General features: G+C 64.8%; 22 protein-coding genes. 8 read left to right on the forward strand and 14 right to left on the reverse strand.

Annotated elements, in window-relative coordinates:
• Positions 1–43 precede the first annotated feature (43 nt).
• From H8B03_RS02985 to H8B03_RS03015, 7 genes are all read right to left on the reverse strand, one after another.
• Positions 44–946 (reverse strand): phosphotransferase, encoded by a 903-nt coding sequence (locus tag H8B03_RS02985; protein WP_193140176.1) that lies wholly within the window; start codon positions 944–946, stop codon positions 44–46.
• A 35-nt stretch (positions 947–981) separates the two neighbouring features.
• Positions 982–1404 (reverse strand): alternative ribosome rescue aminoacyl-tRNA hydrolase ArfB, encoded by a 423-nt coding sequence (arfB, locus tag H8B03_RS02990; protein ID WP_193140178.1) that lies wholly within the window; start codon positions 1402–1404, stop codon positions 982–984.
• 277 nt (positions 1405–1681) lie between these two features.
• Complete coding sequence (locus H8B03_RS02995; RefSeq protein ID WP_193140180.1) at positions 1682–2305, reverse strand: queuosine precursor transporter; 624 nt, start codon at positions 2303–2305, stop codon at positions 1682–1684.
• Between the two features lie 60 nt (positions 2306–2365).
• On the reverse strand, positions 2366–3313 hold the full coding sequence (locus H8B03_RS03000; protein ID WP_193140182.1) for an esterase-like activity of phytase family protein: 948 nt from the start codon (positions 3311–3313) through the stop codon (positions 2366–2368).
• A gap of 74 nt (positions 3314–3387) precedes the next feature.
• Positions 3388–4299 (reverse strand): penicillin-insensitive murein endopeptidase, encoded by a 912-nt coding sequence (gene mepA / locus H8B03_RS03005; protein WP_193140184.1) that lies wholly within the window; start codon positions 4297–4299, stop codon positions 3388–3390.
• Between the two features lie 3 nt (positions 4300–4302).
• Positions 4303–5634 carry an MFS transporter gene (locus tag H8B03_RS03010; protein ID WP_226925683.1) on the reverse strand — a complete coding sequence of 444 codons (1332 nt, stop codon included), beginning with the start codon at positions 5632–5634 and terminating at the stop codon, positions 4303–4305.
• A 67-nt stretch (positions 5635–5701) separates the two neighbouring features.
• Complete coding sequence (locus H8B03_RS03015) at positions 5702–6265, reverse strand: acyl-CoA thioesterase (protein WP_193140189.1); 564 nt, start codon at positions 6263–6265, stop codon at positions 5702–5704.
• 134 nt (positions 6266–6399) lie between these two features.
• Here H8B03_RS03015 and H8B03_RS03020 point away from each other — a divergent pair, with 134 nt between their 5' ends.
• From H8B03_RS03020 to yaaA, 3 genes are all read left to right on the forward strand, one after another.
• Positions 6400–6687 (forward strand): YggT family protein, encoded by a 288-nt coding sequence (locus H8B03_RS03020; RefSeq protein ID WP_193140191.1) that lies wholly within the window; start codon positions 6400–6402, stop codon positions 6685–6687.
• A gap of 78 nt (positions 6688–6765) precedes the next feature.
• Positions 6766–8826, forward strand: a complete 2061-nt coding sequence (recQ, locus tag H8B03_RS03025) for a DNA helicase RecQ (protein WP_193140193.1) — start codon at positions 6766–6768, stop codon at positions 8824–8826.
• A 54-nt stretch (positions 8827–8880) separates the two neighbouring features.
• Positions 8881–9666 carry a peroxide stress protein YaaA gene (gene yaaA / locus H8B03_RS03030; protein WP_193140743.1) on the forward strand — a complete coding sequence of 262 codons (786 nt, stop codon included), beginning with the start codon at positions 8881–8883 and terminating at the stop codon, positions 9664–9666.
• On the opposite strand, the gene H8B03_RS03035 is transcribed toward yaaA, so the two are convergent.
• From H8B03_RS03035 to H8B03_RS03055, 5 genes are all read right to left on the reverse strand, one after another.
• Entirely contained in the window at positions 9663–11885 is a 2223-nt protein-coding gene (locus H8B03_RS03035) for a response regulator (RefSeq protein ID WP_193140195.1), read from the reverse strand. The two genes, yaaA and H8B03_RS03035, sit on opposite strands and share 4 nt — an antisense overlap.
• Positions 11886–11967: 82 nt before the next feature.
• Positions 11968–13143: an acetyl-CoA C-acyltransferase family protein gene (locus H8B03_RS03040; RefSeq protein ID WP_193140198.1), complete on the reverse strand. Its 1176-nt coding sequence runs from the start codon at positions 13141–13143 to the stop codon at positions 11968–11970.
• Positions 13143–14042 carry a metallophosphoesterase gene (locus tag H8B03_RS03045; RefSeq protein WP_226925703.1) on the reverse strand — a complete coding sequence of 300 codons (900 nt, stop codon included), beginning with the start codon at positions 14040–14042 and terminating at the stop codon, positions 13143–13145. Before H8B03_RS03045 ends, H8B03_RS03040 begins: the two co-directional genes overlap by 1 nt.
• Positions 14043–14208: 166 nt before the next feature.
• Positions 14209–15804: a phosphoglycerate dehydrogenase gene (gene serA, locus H8B03_RS03050; protein WP_193140202.1), complete on the reverse strand. Its 1596-nt coding sequence runs from the start codon at positions 15802–15804 to the stop codon at positions 14209–14211.
• A 163-nt stretch (positions 15805–15967) separates the two neighbouring features.
• On the reverse strand, positions 15968–17122 hold the full coding sequence (locus H8B03_RS03055; protein WP_193140203.1) for a phosphoserine transaminase: 1155 nt from the start codon (positions 17120–17122) through the stop codon (positions 15968–15970).
• A 206-nt stretch (positions 17123–17328) separates the two neighbouring features.
• Here H8B03_RS03055 and H8B03_RS03060 point away from each other — a divergent pair, with 206 nt between their 5' ends.
• Positions 17329–18150, forward strand: coding sequence for a c-type cytochrome (locus H8B03_RS03060; protein WP_193140205.1), 822 nt, complete (start codon positions 17329–17331; stop codon positions 18148–18150).
• Positions 18151–18154: 4 nt separating this feature from the next.
• Here H8B03_RS03060 and H8B03_RS03065 read toward each other — a convergent pair whose 3' ends face one another.
• Positions 18155–19096 (reverse strand): L-lactate dehydrogenase, encoded by a 942-nt coding sequence (locus tag H8B03_RS03065; RefSeq protein WP_193140208.1) that lies wholly within the window; start codon positions 19094–19096, stop codon positions 18155–18157.
• Positions 19097–19545: 449 nt separating this feature from the next.
• Between H8B03_RS03065 and serB the strand changes: the two genes are divergently transcribed.
• The 4 genes from serB to H8B03_RS03085 all read left to right on the forward strand — a co-directional run bounded on the left by serB (position 19546) and on the right by H8B03_RS03085 (position 23751).
• Complete coding sequence (gene serB, locus H8B03_RS03070) at positions 19546–20421, forward strand: phosphoserine phosphatase SerB (RefSeq protein ID WP_193140210.1); 876 nt, start codon at positions 19546–19548, stop codon at positions 20419–20421.
• A gap of 140 nt (positions 20422–20561) precedes the next feature.
• Complete coding sequence (locus H8B03_RS03075; protein WP_193140212.1) at positions 20562–21086, forward strand: invasion associated locus B family protein; 525 nt, start codon at positions 20562–20564, stop codon at positions 21084–21086.
• A 124-nt stretch (positions 21087–21210) separates the two neighbouring features.
• A complete protein-coding gene (gene rlmN / locus H8B03_RS03080; protein ID WP_193140214.1) occupies positions 21211–22389 on the forward strand; it encodes a 23S rRNA (adenine(2503)-C(2))-methyltransferase RlmN in 1179 nt (392 codons plus the stop codon).
• A gap of 216 nt (positions 22390–22605) precedes the next feature.
• A complete protein-coding gene (locus H8B03_RS03085) occupies positions 22606–23751 on the forward strand; it encodes an alpha-hydroxy acid oxidase (protein WP_193140216.1) in 1146 nt (381 codons plus the stop codon).
• Positions 23752–23818: 67 nt separating this feature from the next.
• Here H8B03_RS03085 and idi read toward each other — a convergent pair whose 3' ends face one another.
• Complete coding sequence (gene idi, locus H8B03_RS03090; protein ID WP_193140218.1) at positions 23819–24349, reverse strand: isopentenyl-diphosphate Delta-isomerase; 531 nt, start codon at positions 24347–24349, stop codon at positions 23819–23821.
• Positions 24350–24467 lie beyond the last annotated feature (118 nt).

Below are 24467 nucleotides of genomic sequence, written 5' to 3' on the forward strand. Positions count from 1 at the left end.
GCGTTTAATCGGAATTTTCAAATGGATCGGGAAGAGCCTTGATCTAAAGGCTTGAAAGCAATGCACTTGCGGCCAGAATGCGGGCGGCTGGTTGGGTCTGATCAATCGGGTTGTCGCATCCGCCGCGTTGAAAAATATCAACATTGTGGCCGATAGCGCCGCACAGAATCGACACCTTGTCGCGATCCTTCAGCAGAATTCCGCCACTTTCATAGGATTGGCATAAGACCTCGAATACCGGGCCCAGGCGATCCGGATCGTTTTCAAGGGCCAGTATCTGACTCAGATCCCGGATCGGATCACCCGTTCCGGCGGCATCCATATCCGTCAGATAGAGCGTGTCATGCGAGTCCAGCGTTTCGGACAGGTTCAGATTGCCAAGGCGAACGTTTGTGTCATCACTGGCATTTTGTAACTCGCCGGCGATGCGGCACAGCAATTGTGCGACTTCGGTTTGGCCGAGATCTTCGAAATAGGCGATGGCCGCATCTGGATTGTATTGGCGATCGGGGTCCGGTTTTGCCGGGAATGGCAAGGGCGCGATGGATTCGGCGGTCAGGTGGAAATCCGCCAGCAATGCCGCCAGCTTTCCATAGGTTTTTAGCGCGGCATCGGGATCCTCGGGGATCTGCACCGGTTGGCCCTGAATGGCCTGTTCCATCACGGCCACCGATGGGGTCTGTTTCAAATGGACGACAAGGTCGCCGTTGCGGGTGCGCTGCGGCCACGGGCAGGCAAATCCGGTGTCGGCCAGCGCCTCTTGCCAGCGGGCCCGGGCGGCGACCCGTTCGGCCTGCGCCTTGGGATAGAATTTCAGCCGGGCGGACAGCCGGGGTGTCAGTCGGATTTCGAATACGCGCCCAGATCCGGGGGAAGTCACCAGCGGCGCTTGTGCCTCGACCTGCCAGGCGGTGGCCACATCCTGGGCGAATGCGGCGTCATACATGGCGCATCCCCGGACAATCCAAGCGCACTGTGCGCCTATTCATCGGGCGCCACCTTTCCACGCAGGGATTTCACCTGCCCGCGCTGGGTCTTGGCTTCCAGCCGCCGCCGGATAGAGCCTTTGGTGGGTTTTGTCGGACGCCGCCGTTTGGGCGCGACCAGCGCCTTGCGCACCAGATCGGCCAGCCGTTCGCGGGCAATCTCGCGATTGCGGGCCTGGCTGCGGGTGTCCTCGACCCGCAGAATCAGCGCGCCATCGTCGGTCCAGCGGCGTCCGGCCAGGCGGCGCAACCGGGTCTTGACCGGGGCGGCAAGATGCGGGCTTCGGGCGGCTTCGAACCGCAGTTCGACGGCGGTGGACACCTTGTTCACATTCTGCCCCCCCGGACCCGAGGCGCGGGTGAAGTTCTCGGTGAACTCCCAGTCTTGCAGGGTGATGTCGGGTGAAATCTCAATCATGACCTGTGGACCGTTACGAAAAGGGCCGCCCTTGGGCGACCCTTCGAGACTGAAAGGAGGGGGTGAAATGGATCTTCATCCCCGGCCGGTGGGTGTTACGCCTTACGACACTTTGTCGGGCTTGCCCCCGAAACCGGAATTCACACCTCTCTCCAATACCTCTCTTGACACTGGATCACCTCCTTCCGCTTGTTTCCGTTGAGGGAAAGCGTGCCACGAACCGCGAAAATGTCAAAGCAAAATCTCGCGGTGCGTCGGGGAAGGTGAACCGGACGGCTCAGGCCGGGTGCGCGGACAGGCGGGCCACGATGGCACGAAACGGCACCAGCGCAAGCAGCGCCAGGGACAGTTTCACCATCCAGTCGGCCACGGCCAGAGACACCCACAGCGGCACCATCGGGCCCACACCCAGCAGCGGCAGGGCTTCATTGGCCCAAGACACATCATTTCCGGGTTCCAGGAACACCAGGCTGGCGGAAAAGGCGATGGTGAAGAACAAAGCGGTATCCAGGCTGGATCCCAGAAGCGACGAAGCCAGCGGTGCACGCCACCATTTGCCGCCGCGCAGGCGGTCGAAGATGGCCACGTCCAGCAGTTGCGCGGTCAGGAAGGCGGTGCCCGAGGCCAGTGCGATGCGCAGGGTGACCAGCGGTCCGAACTCGCCGTGGATCTGCGTGCCGATCAGCGAACAGGCGATGCCGACAACGAACCCGGCCAGAACCACCTTGCGGGCCGGGCCGGGACCATAGACGCGATTCATCACGTCGGTCACAAGGAAGGCCAGCGGATAGGTAAAGGCGCCCCATGTCAGCCATTGGCCGAACAGGAACTGCACCAGAATGTTGGAGGCAACGACGATGGCCGCCATGGCGGCAATGCCGGGAAGCACGCGAGGAGTCATCTATCTGATCCGTTTTTGCAAGGTAGCGGAGACTTGGCTCGCCAAGGCGAACGGGGCCATCTAGCCGCAATTGGTGCGACAATCAAGACCGTCTCGCCACCGCGCCGGCAGCCGGTACTCGACGATCTCGGTGCGCTGCACGGATCGAAAGTTGTCGTCCGACACCATGGTCAGGCGAATGTCGCCGGCCCGATCTTCCCAGACCGCCAGGCCTTCCAGATTGTCATGGGTGCCGAAAAACGTCTCCAGCAGAAGCTGTTCGTCGGCCAGGCCGTCCGCTGTGAAAGCAAAGCTGCGAATGCGGCTGGCAAATCCCAGGATCGGGACATAGTGCCGTTCCAGCAGATACAGACGCCCGTCCGGGCCCAGATCGGCACCCACGGGCAGGAATTTGCCGTCGCGGCGCAGGGTGTAGGGCACGGTCCAGCGCTTGTTCTCGAAGCGGAAGACAGGAAAGGGCCGCTCCCACTCCCCAGACCGCTCGGGGATGGCGATGGGGCGGTTGCGCGGGTCCAGCGCCAGCGCTTCGAAGCCCGAGTTTTCCTGCAAGACCTCCAGCCAGTCGCCGGGGGGCAGGTCGCGCGTCACACCGGTGTCGGCATCCAGAATGCCCACCGTGTGCTTGGCTTCCGACGAATAATACAGAACCCCGCCCGGCACCTGCGCCAGCCCTTCGGTATCGGCGCCCTGGCTGATCCGCGTGCGTCCCTTGGTGTCGGTCAGGTCGATAGCCGGTGTGACGCTCGCGCCCGACAGCTTGCCGCCCTCGCGCTGCAACACGCCGCGAAACATCACCGCGCGGTCCGACAGGCTGATGAAGGCGTTGCCGTCCTGATCCAGTTCCAGCGCCGAAAGACCGCCGAATCGCGGCTCGCTCGGCATGCTGAGCACCAGTTCCCCGACCGGGATCAGCACCCCTTGCGGCACCGGCGCCACGGCGGGCAGCAGGGCGGCGGCGGCCAGCGCGGGCAGCCACCGGGGCGGGAAACTTCGGCGCGTTCGGGTCATGCAGGGTCCAGGGTCACAGGGTTGCTTGCGGCCCTGTCTGACCCTTCAGGCGTGCCGAGACAAGTGCGGCGCCCTCAATTCGCGGCAAGGATCCAACGGCACTGTTTGGGAAGGTCGGCGAGGGTGAAGTCGCGCACGTTCTTTTTCTTCGGCGCGGGTTTGGCCGGTTTTGTGCCGGGCTTCTTGGTCGGGGACAGTGCCTCGGTCACCCACCAGTTCAGCGTGTCGTCGCAGCCGCTGCCGCCCTTGGACAGCTCTTTCACCGTGGGTTTCTGGGTCACACAGCCCTTGTTGCCCTTGGGACATTTCAGGCGCACATGGAAATGAAAGTCATGGCCCCAGTAGGGCCGGATCTTCTGCAACCACTTCTTGTCACTGCGCGAGGAAGCCAGGCACAGCTGGATTTTCACCGGCGGGGTTACGAAAATGCGGTCCACCGCCGGATCGCGCGCGGCGGCTTCCAGAATGGCGGCGTGTTGCGGGGTGTAGTTGCCGTTCACGCGGCGCTGATCCTTGGACCGTACCGAGATCGAGCTGAGCTTTTCGCGCTGGTTGCGGCTGAGGTTCAGCGATTTGGCCGGCAGCATCCAGATGTCGATGTCCAGCCCGATCTGGTGGCTTTGGTGGCCCGAGATCATGGGCCCGCCGCGCGGCTGGCTGATATCCCCGATATACAAGCCCTTCCAGCCCGGCTGTTTGGCGGCCTGCGCGCTGAGCCGCTCGATGAACTCGATGGCTTCGGGGTGGCCCCAGTTGCGGTTACGCGACAGGCGCATCGCCTGCCAGGTGGGGCCGGTTTCGGGAAGCTGCTCCAGCCCGGCGGCGCATCCCTTGGCATAGCTGCCGATACTGTGCGGCTTGTGCGGAGAGGCCGTCTTGGCCGTTCCGAACATGGCATTCGCTTTCTGCTGGGCGCTGGCGGGACTGGCCAGCGCCAGAAGCGGGATCAGGAAGGCGGTCAATAGGGCCTTGCGGATGACTGTCATGGGTCACTGCTCTCCGTCGCTTTTGACCCAGCCTAACACGATCAGCCCCCCGATAAAGAGGGCTAGCAAAGGTGTGATCCCCAGTTGCTGGCTGCCGGTAAGGTCCGTGGTGACCGCCACCAGGATCGGCGCGGCAAAGGAAGTCGCCTTGCCGGCCAGCGCATACAGCCCGAATTCGCGCGTGGCGTGGCCCTTTTCGGCCTGAAACACCATCATCGTCCGCGACGAGGCCTGAAGCGCGCCGCCCGCCGCCCCGATCACCACGCCGACGCCATAAAAGGCGATGTCGGGCAGGCGGCTGCTGGACTCGACCGCCATGCCGAAGACCGAGGCGCGCGAAATGAAGATCGCGGCCAGCGTCGCGCCGATCAGGCACAGGATCGACACCACGATCACCGGCATCGGGCCGAAGCGTTCGTCGCACATGCCGCCGATCCAGGCGACCACGGTGGCCGAGACCACCGCCAGGATACCGAAAACGCCCACGTCGATCACCGACCAGTTCAGCACCCCGGCCGCATAGACCCCACCGAAGAAATACAGCCCGTTCAGCGCATCGCGGTACAGCATCGAGGCGATCAGGTAGTTGCGCAGGCTGGCCCGGTGGCGCAACCCCCGCAGCGTTGCTTTCAGGTCGGGCCATGCGGCGCGTGACGCTTCCAGCACCGTTGCGATGGGCGGCGGCTTGGGGGCGTGCACCCAGGCGAAAAAGGGGATCATGAAGACCATGAACCACAGCGCGGTGAAGGGGCCGACCGCGCGGGTGCCTTCGCGTTTCGTGGCATCCAGGCCGAAGGGCGGGTCCAGCCCGATCAGGGTTTTCCCGGTGCTGGCATTGTCCGCCAGGAACACCAGCATGAAAATCAGCGCCAGAAGCCCGCCCAGATAGCCGAAGGCCCAGCCGTTGCCCGACACCCTGCCGATCTTTCCCTTGGGCGCAAGATCGGGCAGCATCGCGTTGGTGAAGATGGTGGCGAACTCCATCCCCAACAGGCCCAGCCCGAAAAAGGCCAATGTCATCCACAGGTTGAAACTGTCGGGGGCGGCGGCCCAAAGGCTCCACGCGCCGATCACGTAGCAGGCTGAAAACACCCAGATGAACAGCATCCGCGTGCCGGGCCCGGTGCGATCCGCGATAGAGCCCAGCAGCGGGGCCAGCAGGGCAATCACCACCCCGGCCGCGCCCACGCCGTACCCCCAGGCGGATTGCGCGGCGGTGCCGTCGCCCACCAGTTCGGTCACATAGGGGCCGAAAATGAAGGTCAGCAACAGGGTGTTATACGGCTGACTGGCCCAATCGAAAAAATACCAGCCCCAGATACGGCGGCTGTTCATCTGAAACTGCATTTCGGTTACCCCTGCACGCCGCGACTATGCCGTGCGGGCGCGGGGGTCGCAATGGTCAGGCGGCGCGCGCCTGCAAATGCGCGGGCGTGTCCTGCATCGGCGGCCAGGGGCGCAGGGCGTCGGCCTCGGCCCAGGCGCGCACCCAGTCGGGCAGCTGCGGCTCTGGCAGCGGGCGATCGAAGGCGGCCAGCACCCGGTCGGTGCGCACCAGCCCGTTCCGATCCGTGACCGCCATGCGGATCAGCACATGCGAGGTACACTCGGTGCCCTTCCACATGGCGTGTTCGAGATAGAGGAATTTCTCGTCCCAGCCGACGCAGCGCGACGTCATGCGCAGCCGGTCGAAAACCCGCACGCGTTTGCGATAGCGGACCGAGGATCCGGCCACGGTCATCATCCAGCCTTCGCGGCGGAGGGTGCCGACAAACCCGGTGCGGCCCGCCAGCACCAAGCGGCCCAGATCGAACAGGGTCAGCACGCGGCCGTTGTTCATCTCTAGCCACATGTCCAGATCCCAGGGCCAGCAGATGTGATGCGAGACGTGGGTGTCGAGGATGTCCAGCGGCGGTGCCTTTCTGAACTTCCAGAATTCTTTCGACATGCGCAGGAATGGATACATGGTGGGCCTCCTGCCCCGGATGTGAGCAGGGGCGCGGCTGACGTCAACGGAAACGTCGCGGCACGAGGGCTGCGGCTTGTCCTTTGTGGCCTGATTGCCTACTTCCCATGCAGGCCCGTACAAAGGAAGTTTCCATGACGTCGATACTGCAAATCCTGCTGCTCATCCTGGATGTGGCCTGGTTCATCATGATTGCCCATATCATCATGAGCTGGCTGATCAGCTTTCAGGTTCTTAATCTGGGGCAGGATCTGGTGCGACAGATCTGGTACGGGCTGAACCGCCTGCTGGAGCCGATCTATGGCCCGATCCGCCGCATCCTGCCCGACATGGGCACGCTGGACCTGGCGCCGCTGGTGGCGCTGCTGGGGATTTACATTATCCGCATCGTCCTGATGAACAACGCCGCCCTGTTCTACTGATTTCCCGGCCTCTGCCGTCTTGCACCACAAGGGGTGGTGTGGGATTGTGGCGGCAACCACAATCAAAGCGGTCGAGGCATGGCAGACGAGGCAGGCGAGCAGCTTGACGCGCTTTTGGCGCGGGTGTTCGGATTCAACGCATTTCGACCGGGTCAGCGCGAGATTGTCGAGGCGGTGATCGCCGGGCGCGACACGCTGGCGATCATGCCCACGGGCGGCGGCAAATCCCTGTGTTTCCAGCTTCCGGCTCTGTGCCGGGACGGGGTGACGGTGGTGATCTCGCCGCTGATTGCCTTGATGCGCGACCAGGTCCGTTCGCTGCGCGAGGCGGGCGTGGTGGCCGGGGCGCTGACCTCGGGCAACACCGACGAAGAAACCGAAGAGGTATTTCAGGCGCTGGACGACGGTTCGCTGAAACTGTTGTATCTGGCCCCTGAACGGCTGGCGGCCAGTGGCACCCAGACCATGCTGCGCCGGATCGGCGTATCGATGATCGCCGTGGACGAGGCGCATTGCGTCAGCCAATGGGGCCATGACTTTCGCCCCGACTACCTGCGGATCGGCGAATTGCGCGCCGAACTGGGGGTTCCGGTCGCGGCCTTCACCGCCACCGCCGATGCCGAAACCCGCGCCGAGATCGTCACCCGCCTGTTCGGCGGCGGCACCCCGGACAGCTTCCTGCGCGGCTTCGACCGCCCGAACATTCACCTGGCCTTTGCGCCGAAGGACAGCCCGCGCCGCCAGATCATGGAGTTCGCCGCCGCTCGCCGGGGCCAGTCGGGCATTGTCTATTGCGGCACGCGGGCCAAGACCGAAAGCCTTGCCCGGGCGTTGGAGGTCGATGGCCATCTGGCCTGCGCCTATCATGGCGGCATGGCGGCCGAGGATCGCCGGTTGGTCGAAACCCGGTTCCAGCGCGACGACGGGTTGATCGTCGTGGCCACCGTCGCCTTCGGCATGGGCATCGACAAGCCCGATATCCGCTGGGTTGCCCACGCCGATCTGCCCAAGTCCATCGAGGCGTATTATCAGGAGATCGGCCGCGCCGGGCGCGATGGCGCGCCGGCGGAAACCCTGACCCTTTTCGGCGCCGACGACATCCGCTTTCGCCGCACCCAGATCGACGAAAGCCCCGCGCCCGCCGACCGCCGCACCGCCGATCATGGCCGCCTGAACGCGCTGCTGGGGTTGGCCGAGGCGCACGCGTGCCGCCGCAAGACCCTGCTGGGGTATTTCGGAGAGGAGTCCACCGCCTGCGGGAATTGCGACCTTTGCGACCGTCCGCCCGAGCTGATCGACGGTACCGATGCGGTGCGCAAGGCGCTGTCGGCGGCGCTGCGAACCGACGAACGCTTCGGGGCGGGGCATCTGATCGATATCCTGACCGGCACGGCGACCGACAAGGTGCGCGAGCGTGGCCACGACGGGCTGCCGACCTTCGGGGTGGGCAAGGAGTTTTCGAAACCCCAGTGGCAGGCGCTGTTCCGGCAGATGATGGGGCTGGACCTGATGCGCCCGGACCCCGAACGCTATGGCGCGCTGCGTATGACCGAGGCCGCGCGCCCGGTCCTGAAGGGCGAGCAACTGGTGACCCTGCGCAAGGATGCCATGGCCCGCACGGCCGAGCGGCGCCCGGCGGTCAAGGCGCTGGTGTCCGAGGCCGATGCGCCGCTGCTGTCGGCGCTGAAGGCCAAGCGGCGGGCGCTGGCCGAGGCCGCCAATGTCCCGGCCTATGTGATCTTCCCCGACCGCACCCTGATCGAAATGGCCGAAACCCGCCCGCGCAGTCTGGATGACATGGCGCGGGTCAACGGGGTCGGCGCGAAGAAGCTGGAACGCTATGGCGCGCTGTTCCTTGAGGTGATCGCGGGCGAAGCCCCGGCCGAGCAGCACCCGGCGCGGCGCAAGCTGGCGGGCCGCGACTCCGGCCCGCTGTTCGATCTGTTGCAGGAAGCACAGGCGGCCCTGTTGCGGGGGCCGATGGGTACCGAAAAACCGCTCAGTTGTTCGGCGGGAGAGTTGGCCAAGGTTGCCGCAGCGCGACCTTCGGATGAGGATCGCCTGGCGGCGCTGATCGGCCCGGCCAAGACCGAACGCTTCGGCCCGGCTTTTCTGACCCTGCTGCACGCCGCTGAATGACGGAAGATGCGCGGCGGGCCGGAACGGTCTGGGCGCCGAAGGAAAGGAATGCCGATGCTGGTTGTGGTCTCTCCCGCGAAGCGTCTGGACTGGGCGGCGGTCGATGCGCCCGTCGCCACTGCGCCCGATTTTCAGGGTGACGCGATCTATCTGGCCGGGGTGGCCGGGAAGCTGTCGAAGCCGCAGCTTGAAAAACTGATGTCGATCAGCCCCAAGCTGGCCGCAATAAACCACGACCGGTTTCGTGCGTTTCAGGCTGCGCCCGAGGCTGACGTCACCCGGCCTGCGATGCACGCCTTTGCCGGGGACACCTACCAGGGGTTGGACGCGGCCAGTCTTGATGCGGATGCGCAGCTTTATGGGCAGGATCATCTGCGGATCCTGTCGGGGCTTTACGGCGTGCTGCGCCCCTTTGACGGCATCCAGCCCTATCGCCTGGAAATGGGCTCACGCCTGAAAACCCGCGCGGGCGGGACGCTCTATGCCTATTGGGGCGACCGGATCGCAAGGGCGCTGGCGGCGCAAGCCGCGGCGACGGGCAGCCGGGTCTTGGTGAATTGCGCCAGTGTCGAATATTTCTCGGCAGTGGATCTGGCGGCGCTGGGTCTGCCGGTGGTCACGCCGGTGTTCATGGAGGAGCGCGGCGGCGCCCCCAAGATCGTCAGCTTTTACGCCAAGAAGGCGCGCGGGGCGATGGCGCGCTTCATTGTGGAAAACCGGTTGCGCGACGCGGATGCCTTGCGTGATTTCACCACCGGCGGCTATGCCTATGATGCCGGGCGCAGTACCCCCGACAAGCCGGTGTTCCTGCGCGACGAGGCCGCGGCGCTGGCCGCCTAGCCTGCTGTCACCGACAGGCCGACCGGCGCAAGCTCTTCGATCTTGCCGCAGATGGCGGCCTTGCGCAGCGGTTTGGTCAGGTAGTGGTCGATGCCCGCCGCCAGGATCTCATCGGCATCGCCGGCCATGGCGTGGGCAGTCAGGGCACAGATCGGGGTGCGGGGCGCGCCGGTGTCCGCCTCGATCTCGCGGATCTTGCGCGTCGCCTCCTTGCCATCCATCTCGGGCATCGAGATGTCCATGAAGATCATATGCGGGTGGAAGTCCTGAAAGGCGGTGACAGCTTCATGCCCGTTGTTTGCAAACTGCAGGTCGATGGCCAGATCCTGCACCATCTTGCGGAACACCAGCTGGTTGGTGCGATTGTCCTCGGCCGCCAGAACCCGCAGGCGGTCCGCCTGCGCGGGCGGTTCGGGCGCAGGCGGTTCCGGCAAGGGTGTCTCGGCAGGCAGGGTCACCCCAAGGTCGCCGATCTTCTGGAACAGGTCGCGACGCAACAGCGGCTTTTGCAGGATCGCGGTGACGCCTTGCATCCTTGGATCGCTGTCCAACTGCCCGGGTTCCGAGCACAGCAGCAGAATCGGTCCGCGTTCGCCCCGGTCGCGCAGCGCCTGCGCCAGCGCCAGCCCATCGGTGCCCGGCGGCTTGTGATCGCTGATGATCAGGTCGAAACTGTTGGGCGGATCGGCCAGGGCGTCCTCGGCCGAGCGTCGGGCGGTGACCCGCAAGCCCATCATCGACAGCTGGCGGTCCAGGATCATGCGGTTGATGTCCTGCGCGTCGATCACCAGCGCGGTGCGCAGATCGGTGCTGTGCAGCGGCGCGGGGGTGTCGGTGCCTTCGTCCAGCGGCAGGGTGATGCGAAAGCCGAAGCAGGAACCTTCGCCCTCGACCGAATCGACCCAGATCTCGCCGCCCATCAGCGCCACCAGTTTCTGGGTGATGGCCAGTCCCAGCCCGGTGCCCTCGAACTTGCGATTGCGCTCGTCCTCCACCTGGTTGAATTCGCCGAAGATGTGATCGACCTTGTCGTCAGGAATGCCGATGCCGGTGTCCTCGACCGTGATGTGCAGCCGCTGCTGGTCCGCGCCGTCGTCAGACCCGATGCCGGTGACGCGGATCATGACGTGACCTTCGGTGGTGAATTTCACCGCGTTGCCCAGAAGGTTGGTCAGGATCTGCCTGATGCGCCCCGGATCGCCCACATAGCGGGTCGGCAGGAACATGTCGAAATCGAGCATCAGCTCGATCCCCTTTCCTTGCACCGAAGGCTTCAGCAGCAGCAGCACCTCGGTGATCGTGCGTTCCAGGTCGAAGGGTTCGGGCTGCAGCGTCAGCTTCTCGGCCTCGATCTTGGAATAGTCCAGCACGTCGTTGATGATCACCAGCAGGGTCTCGCCCGAGCCGCGGATGGTTTCGGCGAACAGGCGCTGTTCCTCGGTCAGATCGGTGTCGCACAGCAGGTCGGCCATGCCGATGACGCCGTTCATCGGGGTGCGGATCTCGTGACTCATGTTGGCGAGGAAGGCGGATTTCGCGCGGCTGGCGGATTCGGCGCGGGTGCGTTCCTCTTTCAGCTTTTCCTCGTAGCGGATGGTTTCGGTGATGTTCAGGGCCAGGCTGACCATGTCGCCGTCGCGAGCACGCCGGTCCAGGAACTTGACATAGCGTTCGTCCCACAGTTTGACCGTCAGCGGCTCGATCCGGTCCTGCTGCCAACGGCCCGCCATCCGGGCCTGCCAGGCCGAGGGGTCCTCAAAACCGATGTCGACCAGCCCCTCTTCGACCACGACCTCAAGAATGTCCTGATAGGTGGCGCCGGGGCGGATGCATTCCAGCCCGTCGAACATGGCCATATAGGCGCGGTTGGCGATCACCAGCTGGTTGCGCGCGTTGAACACGGCAAAACCGTCCTGGATGGTTTCCAGGGCTTCCCAAAGCCGCCGTTCGGCCTTGTCCGCCTGCTTGTTGGCCTTCTGAAGATCGGCGCGAACCTGGGTGTTTTCACCCTTCAGTTCCTCGGCCTCTGTGCGATAGGTCTGCGCCTCGGCGCTTTTGACAACCACCTCGTCCGACAGTTTGCGGGCATGTTCCGAAAGCTGGCGATTGGCCGAGAACAATTCCTTGCTCTTGTGCTCCAGCAGCCGTTCGGCGGCCAGACGCGCACGCCGTTCCTGCGCCAGAAGCGCGGATAAGTCCGGGCCGCCTTGTTCCGTCATGCTTCACTCGTTCCATCAACCAGCGATGATCGTGGAGCAGGAAGGTGAACAGAGCCTGAACACGGCCCGGACTCAGAGGGTTTTAGAGGCGTTCGAAGGCGATCGCGATGCCCTGTCCGCCGCCGATGCACATGGTGCACAGCGCGCGTTTGCCGCCGGTCCGCTCAAGTTCGTACAGCGCCTTGACGATCAGGATGGCCCCGGTGGCGCCGACCGGGTGACCCAGGGCAATGGCGCCGCCATTGGGGTTCACCTTGGCCGGATCGAAGCCCAGACCCTTGGTCACGGCCAGAGCCTGAGCCGCGAAGGCCTCGTTGCTTTCGATCACGTCGAAGTCGTCGGCGGTCAGGCCGGTTTTCTCCAGCAGTTTCTGCACGGCAGGCACCGGGCCGATGCCCATGACCTCGGGACGCACGCCCGCATGGGCATAGCCCAGGATCTTGGCTTTCGGTTTCAGGCCGGCGGCTTCGGCGGCATCGGCACGGGCCAGAACGATGGCGGCAGCCCCGTCGTTGATACCCGAAGCGTTGCCGGCGGTGACCGATCCGTCCTTCTTGAACACGGCGCGCAGGCCGCCCAGTTTTTCAAGCGTGGTGCCCTTGGGATGCTCGTCGGTGGCGAAGTCGACCATGTCGCGCTTCACCTTGACCTGCACCGGCACGATCTGGCTTTCGAAACGGCCCTCGGCAATGGCCTTGGCGGCGCGCTCCTGGCTTTCCAGCGCGAAGGCGTCCTGCTCTTCGCGGGTGATCTGGTTCTCGGCAGCCACGTTTTCGGCGGTGACGCCCATGTGACCGGTGCCGAAGGGGCAGGTCAGGGTGCCGACCATCATGTCGACGGCGGTGGTGTCACCCATCTTCTGACCCCAGCGTGCTGCGGGCAGAACATACGGGCCGCGCGACATGTTCTCGGCGCCACCGGCCAGGCCGAAGTCGGCATCGCCAAGCGCCAGCGACTGGATCACCGAAATGGCGGCCTGCATGCCCGAGCCGCACAGGCGGTTCACGTTCAGGGCCGGGGTTTCTTGCGGAATGCCCGCTTCCATCGCGGTGACGCGTGACAGGTACATGTCCCGCGGTTCGGCGTTGATGACGTGGCCCATGACAACATGGCCGATCTTCTCGGGTGCAACGCCAGAGCGTTCGATTGCGGCCTTGGCCGCGGTAGCGCCGAGCGTGGTGGCCGGAGTGTTGGCCAGGCTGCCGCCGAAAGTGCCGATGGCGGTACGTGCGCCATCCAGAATTACGATATCGGACATCAGGAATTCCCCCTTGGGTCCATTGGTGAAAATACCTCGATCAAGGTGATCTCGGGTGGCACGCCGAAGCGGAACGGGAAGCCGGAATAACCCAGGCCTGCTGACACGATCAGGTGCCGCTCCTCTTCGACAATATGACCGATCGCGTAACGATCGCCATATCGGGATGGTGTTGCGGGGCGTCGCCCGAACACCGTGAACTGGCCGCCATGAGTATGCCCGCTGATCTGCAGCATGGGCCGGGGGTCACCCGCTGCAAAGTAATCGGGCTCATGGGCCAGCAGGATCGAGGGCGCGCCTTGAGGGACTTTTGAAAAGGCGGCCTCGGCATCCGCATATCCCATCCGCCGCTTGCCCCGACCGCGTTGCGTGTCGAGGGAAACAAGCCAGAAAGGACATCCGGAATGGGCAAGCTCGACCGCATCGTTGCGGACAAGCGGCATGTCGTTGTCGGCGAAAGCCTGGATGATGCTGTTGACCTGGCCCTTGCTGGCGCGATCTTGCGGGCAGTCTTCGCGGTCATGGTTGCCCATGATCGCATGGACACCCAGCGGCGCGGTCAGCGGCTTGAACAGCGGCACGATTTTATCGGCAACCAGGTGGTCGCACATCATCTTGCGGTCGGGCAGCAGGTCGCCTGCCAGCACGATCAGGTCGGCGTCCAGCGTGTTGGTGTAGTCCACGATCTGCGCGATCCGCTCGGGCGATACCCAGGGGCGGCAGACGTGCGGATCGGCCAGCACCGCGATGCGCAGGGCCGGGGCTTTCCAGTCGGGCAAGGCCAGCCTGTGCAGGGTCAGACCCGGCAAACCCCACAATCCGACGCGGCCCTTGGCAGGCCGGGCGGGCGGCGCCGGGGCCCAGGGGGCCCGTGCCAGCGATGTGGACAGTTTGCACATGCGAAACACGGACCATGTCCAGAGGCCTGCCACAAGCCGCGAGTTGCCGCAGAGGCACATGTGACGCACATCTCTACGGGCGGTGTCCCGGCCGGGTTCGGGGCATGAAAAAAGCGCCCCGGCGGTGGTGCCGGGGCGCTTGCGATCAGGTCGCGGGGGCCTTGGATCAGGCCGAAGTGAAGTGCAGCGGGCGGACCTGCTGGAACATGCCGGTGGCGGTCAGCTTGTCCAGGACTTCCACGGGCGGCTGATCGTCAAGATACAGCAGCGCGATGGCATCGCCGCCGGCCTCGGTCCGGCCCAGGGTGAAGTTGGCGATGTTGACGTTGTTCTCGCCCAGCGTCTTGCCCAGCGTGCCGATGATCCCGGCCACATCGTTGTTGGTGGTGTAAAGCATGTGCTCGCCCACTTCGGCGTCGATGTTGATGCCCTTGATCTGGATGAAGCGCGGCTTGCCGTCGCTGAACACGGTGCCGGCGATGGTGCGGGTCTTTTCCTCGGTCTCGATGGTCAGCTTGATATAGGCATCGAAGACGCCCGACTTCTTCTGCATGGTGCGCGAGATCTGGATGCCGCGCTCTTCGGCGATGACGGGCGCGGAGACCATGTTCACATCGGGGTTGGTGGCTTTCATGAAACCGGCGATCGCGGCGCAGTTCAGCGCGTCGAGGTTCATTTCCGCAACGCGGCCGTCATACAGGATGTTGATTGCCTTGACCGGTTCGTCCGAGATCTGGCCGACGAAAGCGCCCAGATCCTCGGCCAGCTTGACCCAGGGGCCCATGATCGCAGCTTCCTCGGCGGTGACCGACGGCATGTTCAGCGCGTTCTGCACGGCACCGGTCAGCAGGTAGTCGGCCATCTGCTCGGCCACCTGCAGGGCGACATTTTCCTGCGCCTCGGTGGTGGCCGCGCCCAGGTGCGGGGTGCAGACCACATTGGGCAGGTTGAAGAGCGGGTTGTCGGTTGCCGGTTCCACCGAGAACACGTCGAAGGCCGCCCCGGCCACATGGCCCGACTTCAGGGCTTCGGCGAGAGCTTCCTCGTCTACCAGACCGCCGCGGGCACAGTTGATGATGCGCACGCCCTTCTTGGTCTTGGCGATGGCTTCGCGCGACAGGATGTTGGCGGTCTTTTCGGTTTTCGGCACGTGCAGGGTGATGAAATCGGCACGGGCCAGCAGCTCATCAAGGTCGACCTTGGTGACGCCCAGTTTCTTGGCGCGTTCGTCGCCCAGGAAGGGATCATAGGCGATGACCTTCATCTTCAGGCCGACGGCGCGGTCGCAGACGATGCCGCCGATGTTGCCGGCGCCGATCACACCCAGGGTCTTGCCGGTCAGCTCGACGCCCATGAACTTGGACTTTTCCCATTTGCCGGCATGGGTCGAGGCGCTGGCCTCGGGGATCTGGCGAGCCACAGCGAACATCATCGCGATGGCATGTTCGGCGGTGGTGATCATGTTGCCGAAGGGCGTGTTCATCACGATCACGCCTTTCTTCGAAGCGACCGGGATGTCGACATTGTCGACGCCGATGCCGGCGCGGCCCACGACCTTGAGGTTGGTGGCGGCTGCGAGAACCTTCTCGGTGACCTTGGTGGCCGAGCGGATGGCGAGGCCGTCATACTGGCCGATGACGTCGAGCAGACGCTCCTTGTCCTTGCCGAGGCCGGGTTCGAAGTCGACCTCGATGCCGCGGTCACGGAAGATCTGGACGGCGGTTTCGCTGAGCTTGTCGGAGACGAGAACTTTGGGTGCCATGGGGCGGTCCTTCATGAATTTTCGGTGGCTGGAAACCGTCTGGCGCGCGTCTGGCCGGTGTATGGCAGGCGAAACCGTCGGGGATGGCCGCGGGATCAGGGGGAGAGGGCGGGACCGGGGGCGCTGCCCCCGGACCCCCGGAGTATTTCAACCAAGAAGAAGATCAGGCGGCTTCGGAGAGCGCCGCGAGTTCTGCTTCATAGGCCCATTCGATCCAGGGCATCAGGGCGGCCACATCGGCGGTTTCCACCGTGCCGCCGCACCAGATGCGCAGGCCCGCCGGGGCATCGCGATAGGCGCCCAGATCGAGGCCCGCGTTTTCCGCTTCAAGCCGCTTGGTCACCGCCTTGGCGAAGGCCGCGGTGTCGGCGATGGCCGGATTGGTGAACTTCAGGCAGACGCTGGTGGTCGAGCGGGTGGCCGGGTCGGTGGCCAGGAAGTCGATCCAGTCGCGGGTGGAAACGAAATCGTCGATGGCGGCGAAATTGGCCTCGGCGCGGGCGATCAGGCCCTTCAGCCCGCCCACGGATTTCGCCCAGTTCAGGGCCACAAGGTAGTCTTCGACGCAGAGCATCGAGGGGGTGTTGATGGTGGCGCCGGTAAAGATGCCGTCGATCAGCTTGCCGCCCTTGGTCAGGCGGAAGATCTTGGGCAGCGGCCAGGCGGGGGTGTAGCTTTCGAGCCGGTCCACCGCGCGCGGGCTGAGGATCAGCATGCCGTGGGCCGCTTCGCCGCCCACCACCTTCTGCCAGGAGAACGTGGTGACGTCGAGCTTGTCCCAGGGCAGGTCCATCGCGAAACAAGCCGAGGTGGCATCGCAGAGGGTCAGGCCGTCACGGTCCGCGGGGATCACGTCGCCCGAAGGCAGGCGCACGCCCGAGGTGGTGCCGTTCCAGGTGAAGACCACGTCCTGATCATAGTCCAGCGCGGCCATGTCCACGATTTCGCCGTAGTCGGCAAGATGGGTAGTGGCCTCGATCTTGAGTTGCTTGACCACATCGGTGACCCAGCCCGCGCCGAAGCTTTCCCAGGCCACCATCTGCACCGGGCGTTCGCCCAGCAGCGACCACATGGCCATTTCCATGGCGCCGGTGTCGGAGGCGGGCACGATGCCGATCTTGTAGTCGGCGGGGATGCCGAGGATCTCGCGGGTGGTTTCGATCGCCTCTTTCAGCTTCGCCTTGCCGATGGCGGCACGGTGCGAGCGGCCCAGCGGGGCATCTTTCAGGGCGTCGAGGGTAAAGTCAGGATTCTTCGCGCAGGGGCCCGAAGAAAAACGCGGATTGGCCGGGCGCGTTGCCGGAGTCGGTTTGACCATTGCTGGTATCCTTGCAGATATCTGCCCCTCGTTGGGGAGGGGTGTCCCACCGCCGCGTATAGAAGAGGCGGGATCGGTCTTGCAAGCGCGATTTAGGTCCTGCGGCGGTTTCGACGCCTTGGCCGTGCGGGACGGGTTCCCTGCCCTTAGGTAAGGTGGCGGTTCCGTGATAGGGTAGACCCCTGTCAAACGGGGGAAAACAGGAGATGTTGAAGCAATTTTTAGGAGTTCTGGGGGTGATTTTGCCGGTGTCGGGGGTGATGGCAGAGACGGCGGTGGAGCGCGGTGCCTATCTTGTCGAGGGGCCGGCGGCCTGCGGCAACTGTCACACCGCGCCGATGCCGGGGGCACCGGCCTATGGAGGCGCGGCGATTCCCGAGCATGGGTTCGTGGCGCAGGCACCGAACATCACCCCGGCCGGCCGGATCGCGAATTGGAGCGATGCGGAACTGGGCCGCGCGATCCGCGAGGGCATCCGGCCCGACGGATCGGTGATCGGGCCGCCGATGCCCATCGGCCTCTACCGAGGCATTGGCGATTCGGATCTGGCCGCCATCGTGGCCTATGTCCGCACGCTGGCGCCGGTCGAAACACCGTTCGTTGCCACTGAATACCCTTTCGATTTGCCGCCCGCCTATGGGCCGCCGATCGACAGCGTCGCGGACAGGGTACCGGGGGTGTCGGTGGAGTACGGTGCCTATCTGGCGGGGCCGGTGGCCCATTGTATCGAATGCCATTCGTTGAAGGACGGCCGTCCGGATATCGCGGGCAACCTTGGCGGCGGTGGCCATGCCTGGGAAGGGCCCTGGGGGCGCGCGGTGGCGGCCAATCTGACCAGCCATGCGGATGGCCTGGCCAATTACAGCGATGCCGAGATCAAGGCGATGATCGCGCAGGGGGTGAAGCCCGACGGGACGCCGATGAAGCCGCCCATGGGCTATCCCTTTTACGCGCGGATGAGCGAAGCCGATCTGGATGCCATCGTGATGTACCTTCGGACCCTGCCGCCGCTGCCTGACGCGCAGTAGCGCCTTACAGCGGTTGCAGCGGCACGGCCTCCAGCGTCTGTTTCAGCAGGCGGGCGCTGTTGGCCAGGGCGGACTGTTCGCTTGCGTTCAGGTCGGGCACCAGTTCGGCCTCGACCCCGTCACGGCCCAGAACGCGGGGCAGGGACAGGGGCACATCGCGGACGCCGACGATCTGCGCGGTCATGGTGGACACGGAATGCACCGAGCGTTCGTTGCCGTTGATCGCGGCCACCAGCCGGGCCAGTGCCGCGCCGATGCCGTGATAGGTCGCGCCCTTGCCTTCGATGATGGCATAGGCGGCGCGACGGACGCCGGTGTCAATCTCGGTGCGGATGTTCTCGGTCAGAGGGCGGCCGGTCTGGGTGGCGGCAGCATCCAGCGTCAGGGCGCCGACGCGGGCCGAGGACCAGGCCAGAACCTCGCTGTCGCCATGTTCGCCCAGCACATAGGCATGGACCGAGCGCGGCGCCACATTCAGGGCGCGGGCCAGAAGATCGCGGAAGCGGGCGCTGTCGAGCATGGTGCCGGAGCCGATGATGCGGGCGGGCGGCAGGCCGGTCAGGCGCGCGGTGATGCCGGTCATCACGTCCACCGGGTTGGTGGCCACCAGCAGGATCGCCTGCGGTGCGACGGTCATGGTTTCGGACAGAACGGCGCGAAACACGGCGGCATTGCGGCCGAGCAGATCCAGACGTGTTTCGCCGGGTTTCTGCGACACGCCGGCGGCGATGATGATGACAGAGGCGCCGGCCAGATCGGCGTAGGTCCCGGACCGCACCTGCGTGGCTGCGGCAAAGGGCATGGCGTGGGCGATGTCGTCGGCCTGCGCACGCGCAAGGCCTGCGTTCCGATCGACCAGGACAATTTCGGACACATGGCCCATCAGGGCCACGGCATAGGCTGTGGTGGATCCCACCATTCCCGCGCCGACAATTCCCAATTTCATGGCAGGTCCCCTGTTCCGGCGCCGTTAGCGCAATCAAGACAGGGGTACGACAGCCGCAGGCGCTGTGTCAGGCGGCGCAAGGTCACGGGCCGACGCGCGGCCCGCGCGGTTCAGCGACGAACGATGCTGACGGGCGAGTAGAAGGTGCTGGTGAGGCGTTCGCCCCAGATCTTGACCAGAGCTTCGTAGGTGATGCGCGGGATCGGCATGGAGACCTCCAGTTTGCGACTGATATGTTAGATAATTAAATTAAAATGTTTGCGCACGCAATAGTACTAAAGTTTCATGCTCAATTTTCTCGCGGATGTGTCGGCCGTGCACTGGTGCCGGCAGGGGCGGGGCAAAGGCCGTCAATTCACCACAGTTCTGCGAATTGGGCCGCCCGGCCTCTGGCCTGCTGCGGCCGCGCGTGATCTATGGCGCGGCAAGCCAAGGATGGAGCCGTTTCGATGCAAGTTGTCACCCTTCTGACCTCTCCCGCTGCACCGGCGCTGGATCGCGCCACGGTCGAGGCGCTGCGCGATGCCTGGGGCGGCGGCGAGGCGCGCTGGCTGGCGGAAGGCGAGGCGGCGGAGTTCACGGTATCGGTCTTGCCCGAGAATTTCTGGCAGGTCTGGGAAGATCTTCAGACACGCGGCATCGACATGCTGGGCCAGCCCCTGGCGGGGCGCGAGAAGAAGATGCTGCTGGCGGATATGGACAGCACCATGATCGATCAGGAATGCATCGACGAACTGGCCGATCTGGCCGGGGTCGGCGACCGGGTCAGCGAGATCACCGCGCGGGCGATGAATGGCGAGCTGGATTTCGACGGCGCGCTGACCGAGCGGCTGGGTCTGCTGACCGGGCTGGACGCGGCCATTGTCGACCGGGTCTATGCGGATCGCATCACTCTGGCCGCGGGCGGCAAGGCACTGGTGGCGACGATGAAGGCGCGCGGGGCTTATGCGGCGCTGGTGTCGGGCGGGTTTACGGCGTTTACGGAAAAGGTCGCCGCCGATCTGGGTTTTGACGAGCATCGCGCCAATGTACTGGGCATGGCCGGGGGCAAGCTGACCGGCGTACCGGTGCAGCCGATCCTGGGGCGCGAGGCCAAGATCACCGCGCTGGAGGAAATCACCGCCCGTCTGGGCCTGTCGGAAGCGCAGGTTTTGGCCGTGGGCGACGGGGCAAACGACCTGGGAATGCTGGGCCGTGCCGGTGCCGGGGTGGCGCTGCATGCGAAGCCCTCGGTCGCCGCGCAATGCGACCTGCGGGTCAACCATGGCGATCTGACGGCGCTGCTCTATATGCAGGGCGTGGCCCGGTCGGAATTTGTCGGCTGAGACTGGCTCACATCCCCGCGATTGCCCTTTCGGGTCCGTGGGCTTTTCGATAAGCTGGCGACCGAGGATACGGAGCCCTGAGGCCGGGAAAACTGGCGAGGAGGGTGCCGTGCGAAGCAGAGTGCTGGAGGCGAAGGGTGATGAACGCAGCGATCCGGTCAGGTCTGGCGGCGGTCCTGTGTATGGCCGCGAGCATGGCCATGGCGCAGAACGAAGCCACGCGCGTGGCGGCGAAGTCGGACTGGAGCATTTTTGCCGAGGAAGATCCCAAGCAGTGCTGGGTTGTCTCGGCCCCCAAGGAAACGGTGAACACGCGTGACGGGCGTGTCGTGGCGGTGCGCCGCGGCGACATCTACATGTTCGTGTCGTTCTGGCCGGGCAGCGAGAAGCTGGGCGAGGTGTCCTTCCAGGGCGGCTATCCTTTCGCGCCGGGGTCAACCGTGGCCATGCAGGTGGGTGATTCGAAATTCGAACTGTTCACAGATGGCGAAATGGCCTGGGCGGCGACGCCCGAGGATGATCGCCGCATCGCCACCGCCTTGAAGCGCGGCGTGGAAGCGGTGATCACCGGACGGTCGTCGCGCGGCACCACCACCAAGGACACCTTCTCGTTGATCGGCTTTACCGCCGCTTACGACGACGCGATGACCCGCTGCGGCGGCTGATCCCGTATCCCGGCCCTTGACACTGTCGCCCCCGCACACAGGTTCGGGGGCTTTGGCCTGTGGATACTTTTCAAAGCTGCTGTGAGGCGCTATGTAGCGGTCTGCCCTGTCCGAAAGATCCGCCATGACCGCCACCGCGCCCATCACGCAAGACGTTCTGACCCTGCCGCGCAAGCTGCGGGAAGACGGCAAGATGAACCTTGTCGGCCTGACCCGCCCGGCCCTGCAAGAGGCGCTGGTTGCCGCCGGCACGCCCGAGCGTCAGGGCAAGATGCGGATGAACCAGGTCTGGCAATGGATCTATCAGAAGGGTGTGCGCGACTTCGACCTGATGACCAATCTGGCGAAACCCTATCGTACGCTGCTGGCCGAGAACTTCGTGGTCGAGGTGCCCGAGATCGTCAGCAAGCAGGTGTCGGACGACGGCACCCGGAAATATCTTGTCCGCATCGCCGGGGGCCATGAGGTCGAGACCGTCTATATCCCCGAGGAAGATCGCGGCACCCTGTGCGTCTCCAGCCAGGTCGGCTGCACCCTGACCTGTTCGTTCTGCCACACCGGCACGCAAAAGCTGGTGCGCAACCTGACACCCGGCGAAATCGTCGGCCAGATCCTGCTGGCCCGCGACGATCTGGGCGAATGGCCGGAACCGGGACGCAATCCCAAGGATGAAACCCGGCTGCTGTCGAACATCGTGCTGATGGGCATGGGTGAGCCGCTGTACAACTTCGAAGCCGTGCGCGACGCGATGAAGATCGCCATGGATCCCGAAGGCATCAGCCTGAGCCGCCGCCGCATCACCCTGTCCACCAGCGGCGTGGTGCCCGAGATCGCCCGCACCGCCGAGGAAATCGGCTGCATGCTGGCGATCAGCTTCCATGCCACCACCGACGAGGTGCGCGACCGGCTGGTGCCGATCAACAAGAAGTGGAACATCGCCGAGCTTCTGGACAGCCTGCGCGCCTATCCCAAGCTCAGCAATTCCGAGCGGATCACCTTTGAATACGTGATGCTGCAAGGGGTGAACGACAGCGACGAGGATGCCCGCCGTCTGATCAAGCTGATCGAGGGCATCCCGGCCAAGATCAACCTGATCCCGTTCAACGAATGGCCCGGTGCGCCCTACAAGCGGTCGTCGAACAACCGCATCCGGGCCTTTGCCGACATCATCTACAAGGCCGGGTACGCCAGCCCGATCCGCACCCCGCGCGGCGAGGATATCATGGCCGCCTGCGGGCAACTCAAATCCGCCTCGGAACGTGCCCGCAACGCCCGCCGCGCCGAAAAGCCTGCCGCCGAATAGCGCGCGGCACGCCCCTGACCTGCTGCCTGACCGGCGCCGCGCGACCTTCGCGCTGGCGCCGGTGTGCGTTTTGGGGGGCAGATTCGGGCAAACTGACCCAGTGGCAGGTTTGGCGCTGGCTTTTTCGGCAAAATTGGTAAACTAATATTACCAGTACGACGGAGTCACGGAATCCCCGCAGGGGCGGTGGATCCGGCACCGGAAGAGGAGCGCCGAATGGGTCTGAACCAATGCCATAATTTTCATGACTTCCGAAAGCTGGCCAAGCGCCGGCTGCCGGGGCCGATCTTCAACTACATCGACGGCGGGGCCGACGACGAGGTGACGCTGCGCCAGAACACCAGCAGCATCGAAACCTGCGATCTGGTGCCCAACGTGCTGCGCGGGGTCGGCGATGTGGATCTGTCGGTGACGGTGATGGGGCAGAAGCTGGCGATGCCCTTCTATTGCTCGCCCACCGCGCTGCAACGCCTGTTTCACCACGAGGGCGAGCGCGCCGTGGCGGCGGCAGCGGCGAAGTACGGCACCATGTTCGGGGTCTCGTCGCTGGGCACGGTCAGTCTTGAAGAGCTGCGCAAGAAGCACGACACCCCGCAGGTCTATCAGTTCTATTTCCACAAGGATCGCGGGCTGAACAAGGTGATGATGGATCGCGCCAAGGCGGCCGGGGTCGAGGTGATGATGCTGACCGTGGACAGCATCACCGGCGGCAACCGCGAGCGGGACCTGCGCACCGGGTTCTCGATTCCGTTCAAGCTGACCCTGAACGGCATGTATGAATTCGCGCGCAAGCCCATGTGGGGCATCAACTATGTCACCCACGAAAGCTTCAAGCTGCCGCAACTGGACGACCATGTGGACATGAGCGGCGGCGCCAAGTCGATCGGCAGCTACTTCACCGACATGCTGGACCCGTCGATGACCTGGGATGACGTGGCCGAAATGGTGCGCGACTGGGACGGGCAGTTCTGCCTGAAGGGCATCATGTCGGTCGCCGATGCCCGCCGCGCGGTCGAGATCGGCTGCACCGGCATCATCCTGTCGAACCACGGCGGGCGGCAGCTGGACGGCTCGCGCACGCCGTTCGACCAGCTTTCGGAAATCGTGGATGCGGTGGGCGACGAGATCGACGTGATCATGGACAGTGGCATCCAGCGCGGCACCCATGTGCTGAAGGCGCTGTCTCTGGGGGCAAAGGCCGTCGGCGGCGGCCGGTTCTACCTGTATCCACTGGCCGCCGCAGGGCAGCCGGGGGTCGAACGTGCCCTGGGTCTGATGAAGGCGGAACTGGAGCGGGGGATGCGGCTGATGGGCTGCACCTCGGTCTCGGAGTTGAGTCGCGACAACCTGCGGTTCCGGTGATCACGGCCCTTCGGGCCGGATCCTGACCCTTGCCGGACTCACCACATGTGGGTCCGGCGCTGGTGCCTCAGACCCGCAGCATCGATCCGAAGATCGTGTCGGAATGCTCTTCCAGGTAGATCCGCAACCACGGCGTGAAACGCGCCGGGCGCCGGGCGACCTCGGCCATCAGGTCGTAAAGGCCGATCCATTCCACCTGCATCACCTCGTGCGGATTGGGCGTGACCTTCAGGCTTTTCGAGGCGGTGGCCATGAAGATGTCGACCACCTCGTGTTCGATCATGCCGTTGCCCACCTGCGCGCGATATTCCACGCGGTCGCGCTTGGCCGGATAGATGCCGGTGATGCCCAGCTCTTCCTTCAGGCGGCGCACAGCGCAATCGGCCGGGCTTTCGCCCCAGTCGGGATGGGTGCAGCAGGTGTTCGCCCACAGTCCCGGTGTGTGATATTTTGACATTGCCCGGCGCTGGATCAGGATATTTTGCCCATCGACGATGAACACCGACACGGCCTTGTGCCGGAGTCCGCGCTTGTGCACCTCCAGCTTCTCGACCGGCGTCAGGGTGCCGTCTACCCAGGCGGGAATCATGTCTGTCATCGGTCTGGGTCAGATGCGATCGGGCTGAGAGGTCTGGCGAGGGCTGTTGCCCAGATGTAAGCGCGTTGTCGCGCATCATGCACGAAGGCATCATGACACAGGGGCGGCACGACGCGGG

The organism is Meridianimarinicoccus sp. MJW13, assembly GCF_014901205.1.
Lineage (GTDB): Bacteria > Pseudomonadota > Alphaproteobacteria > Rhodobacterales > Rhodobacteraceae > Meridianimarinicoccus.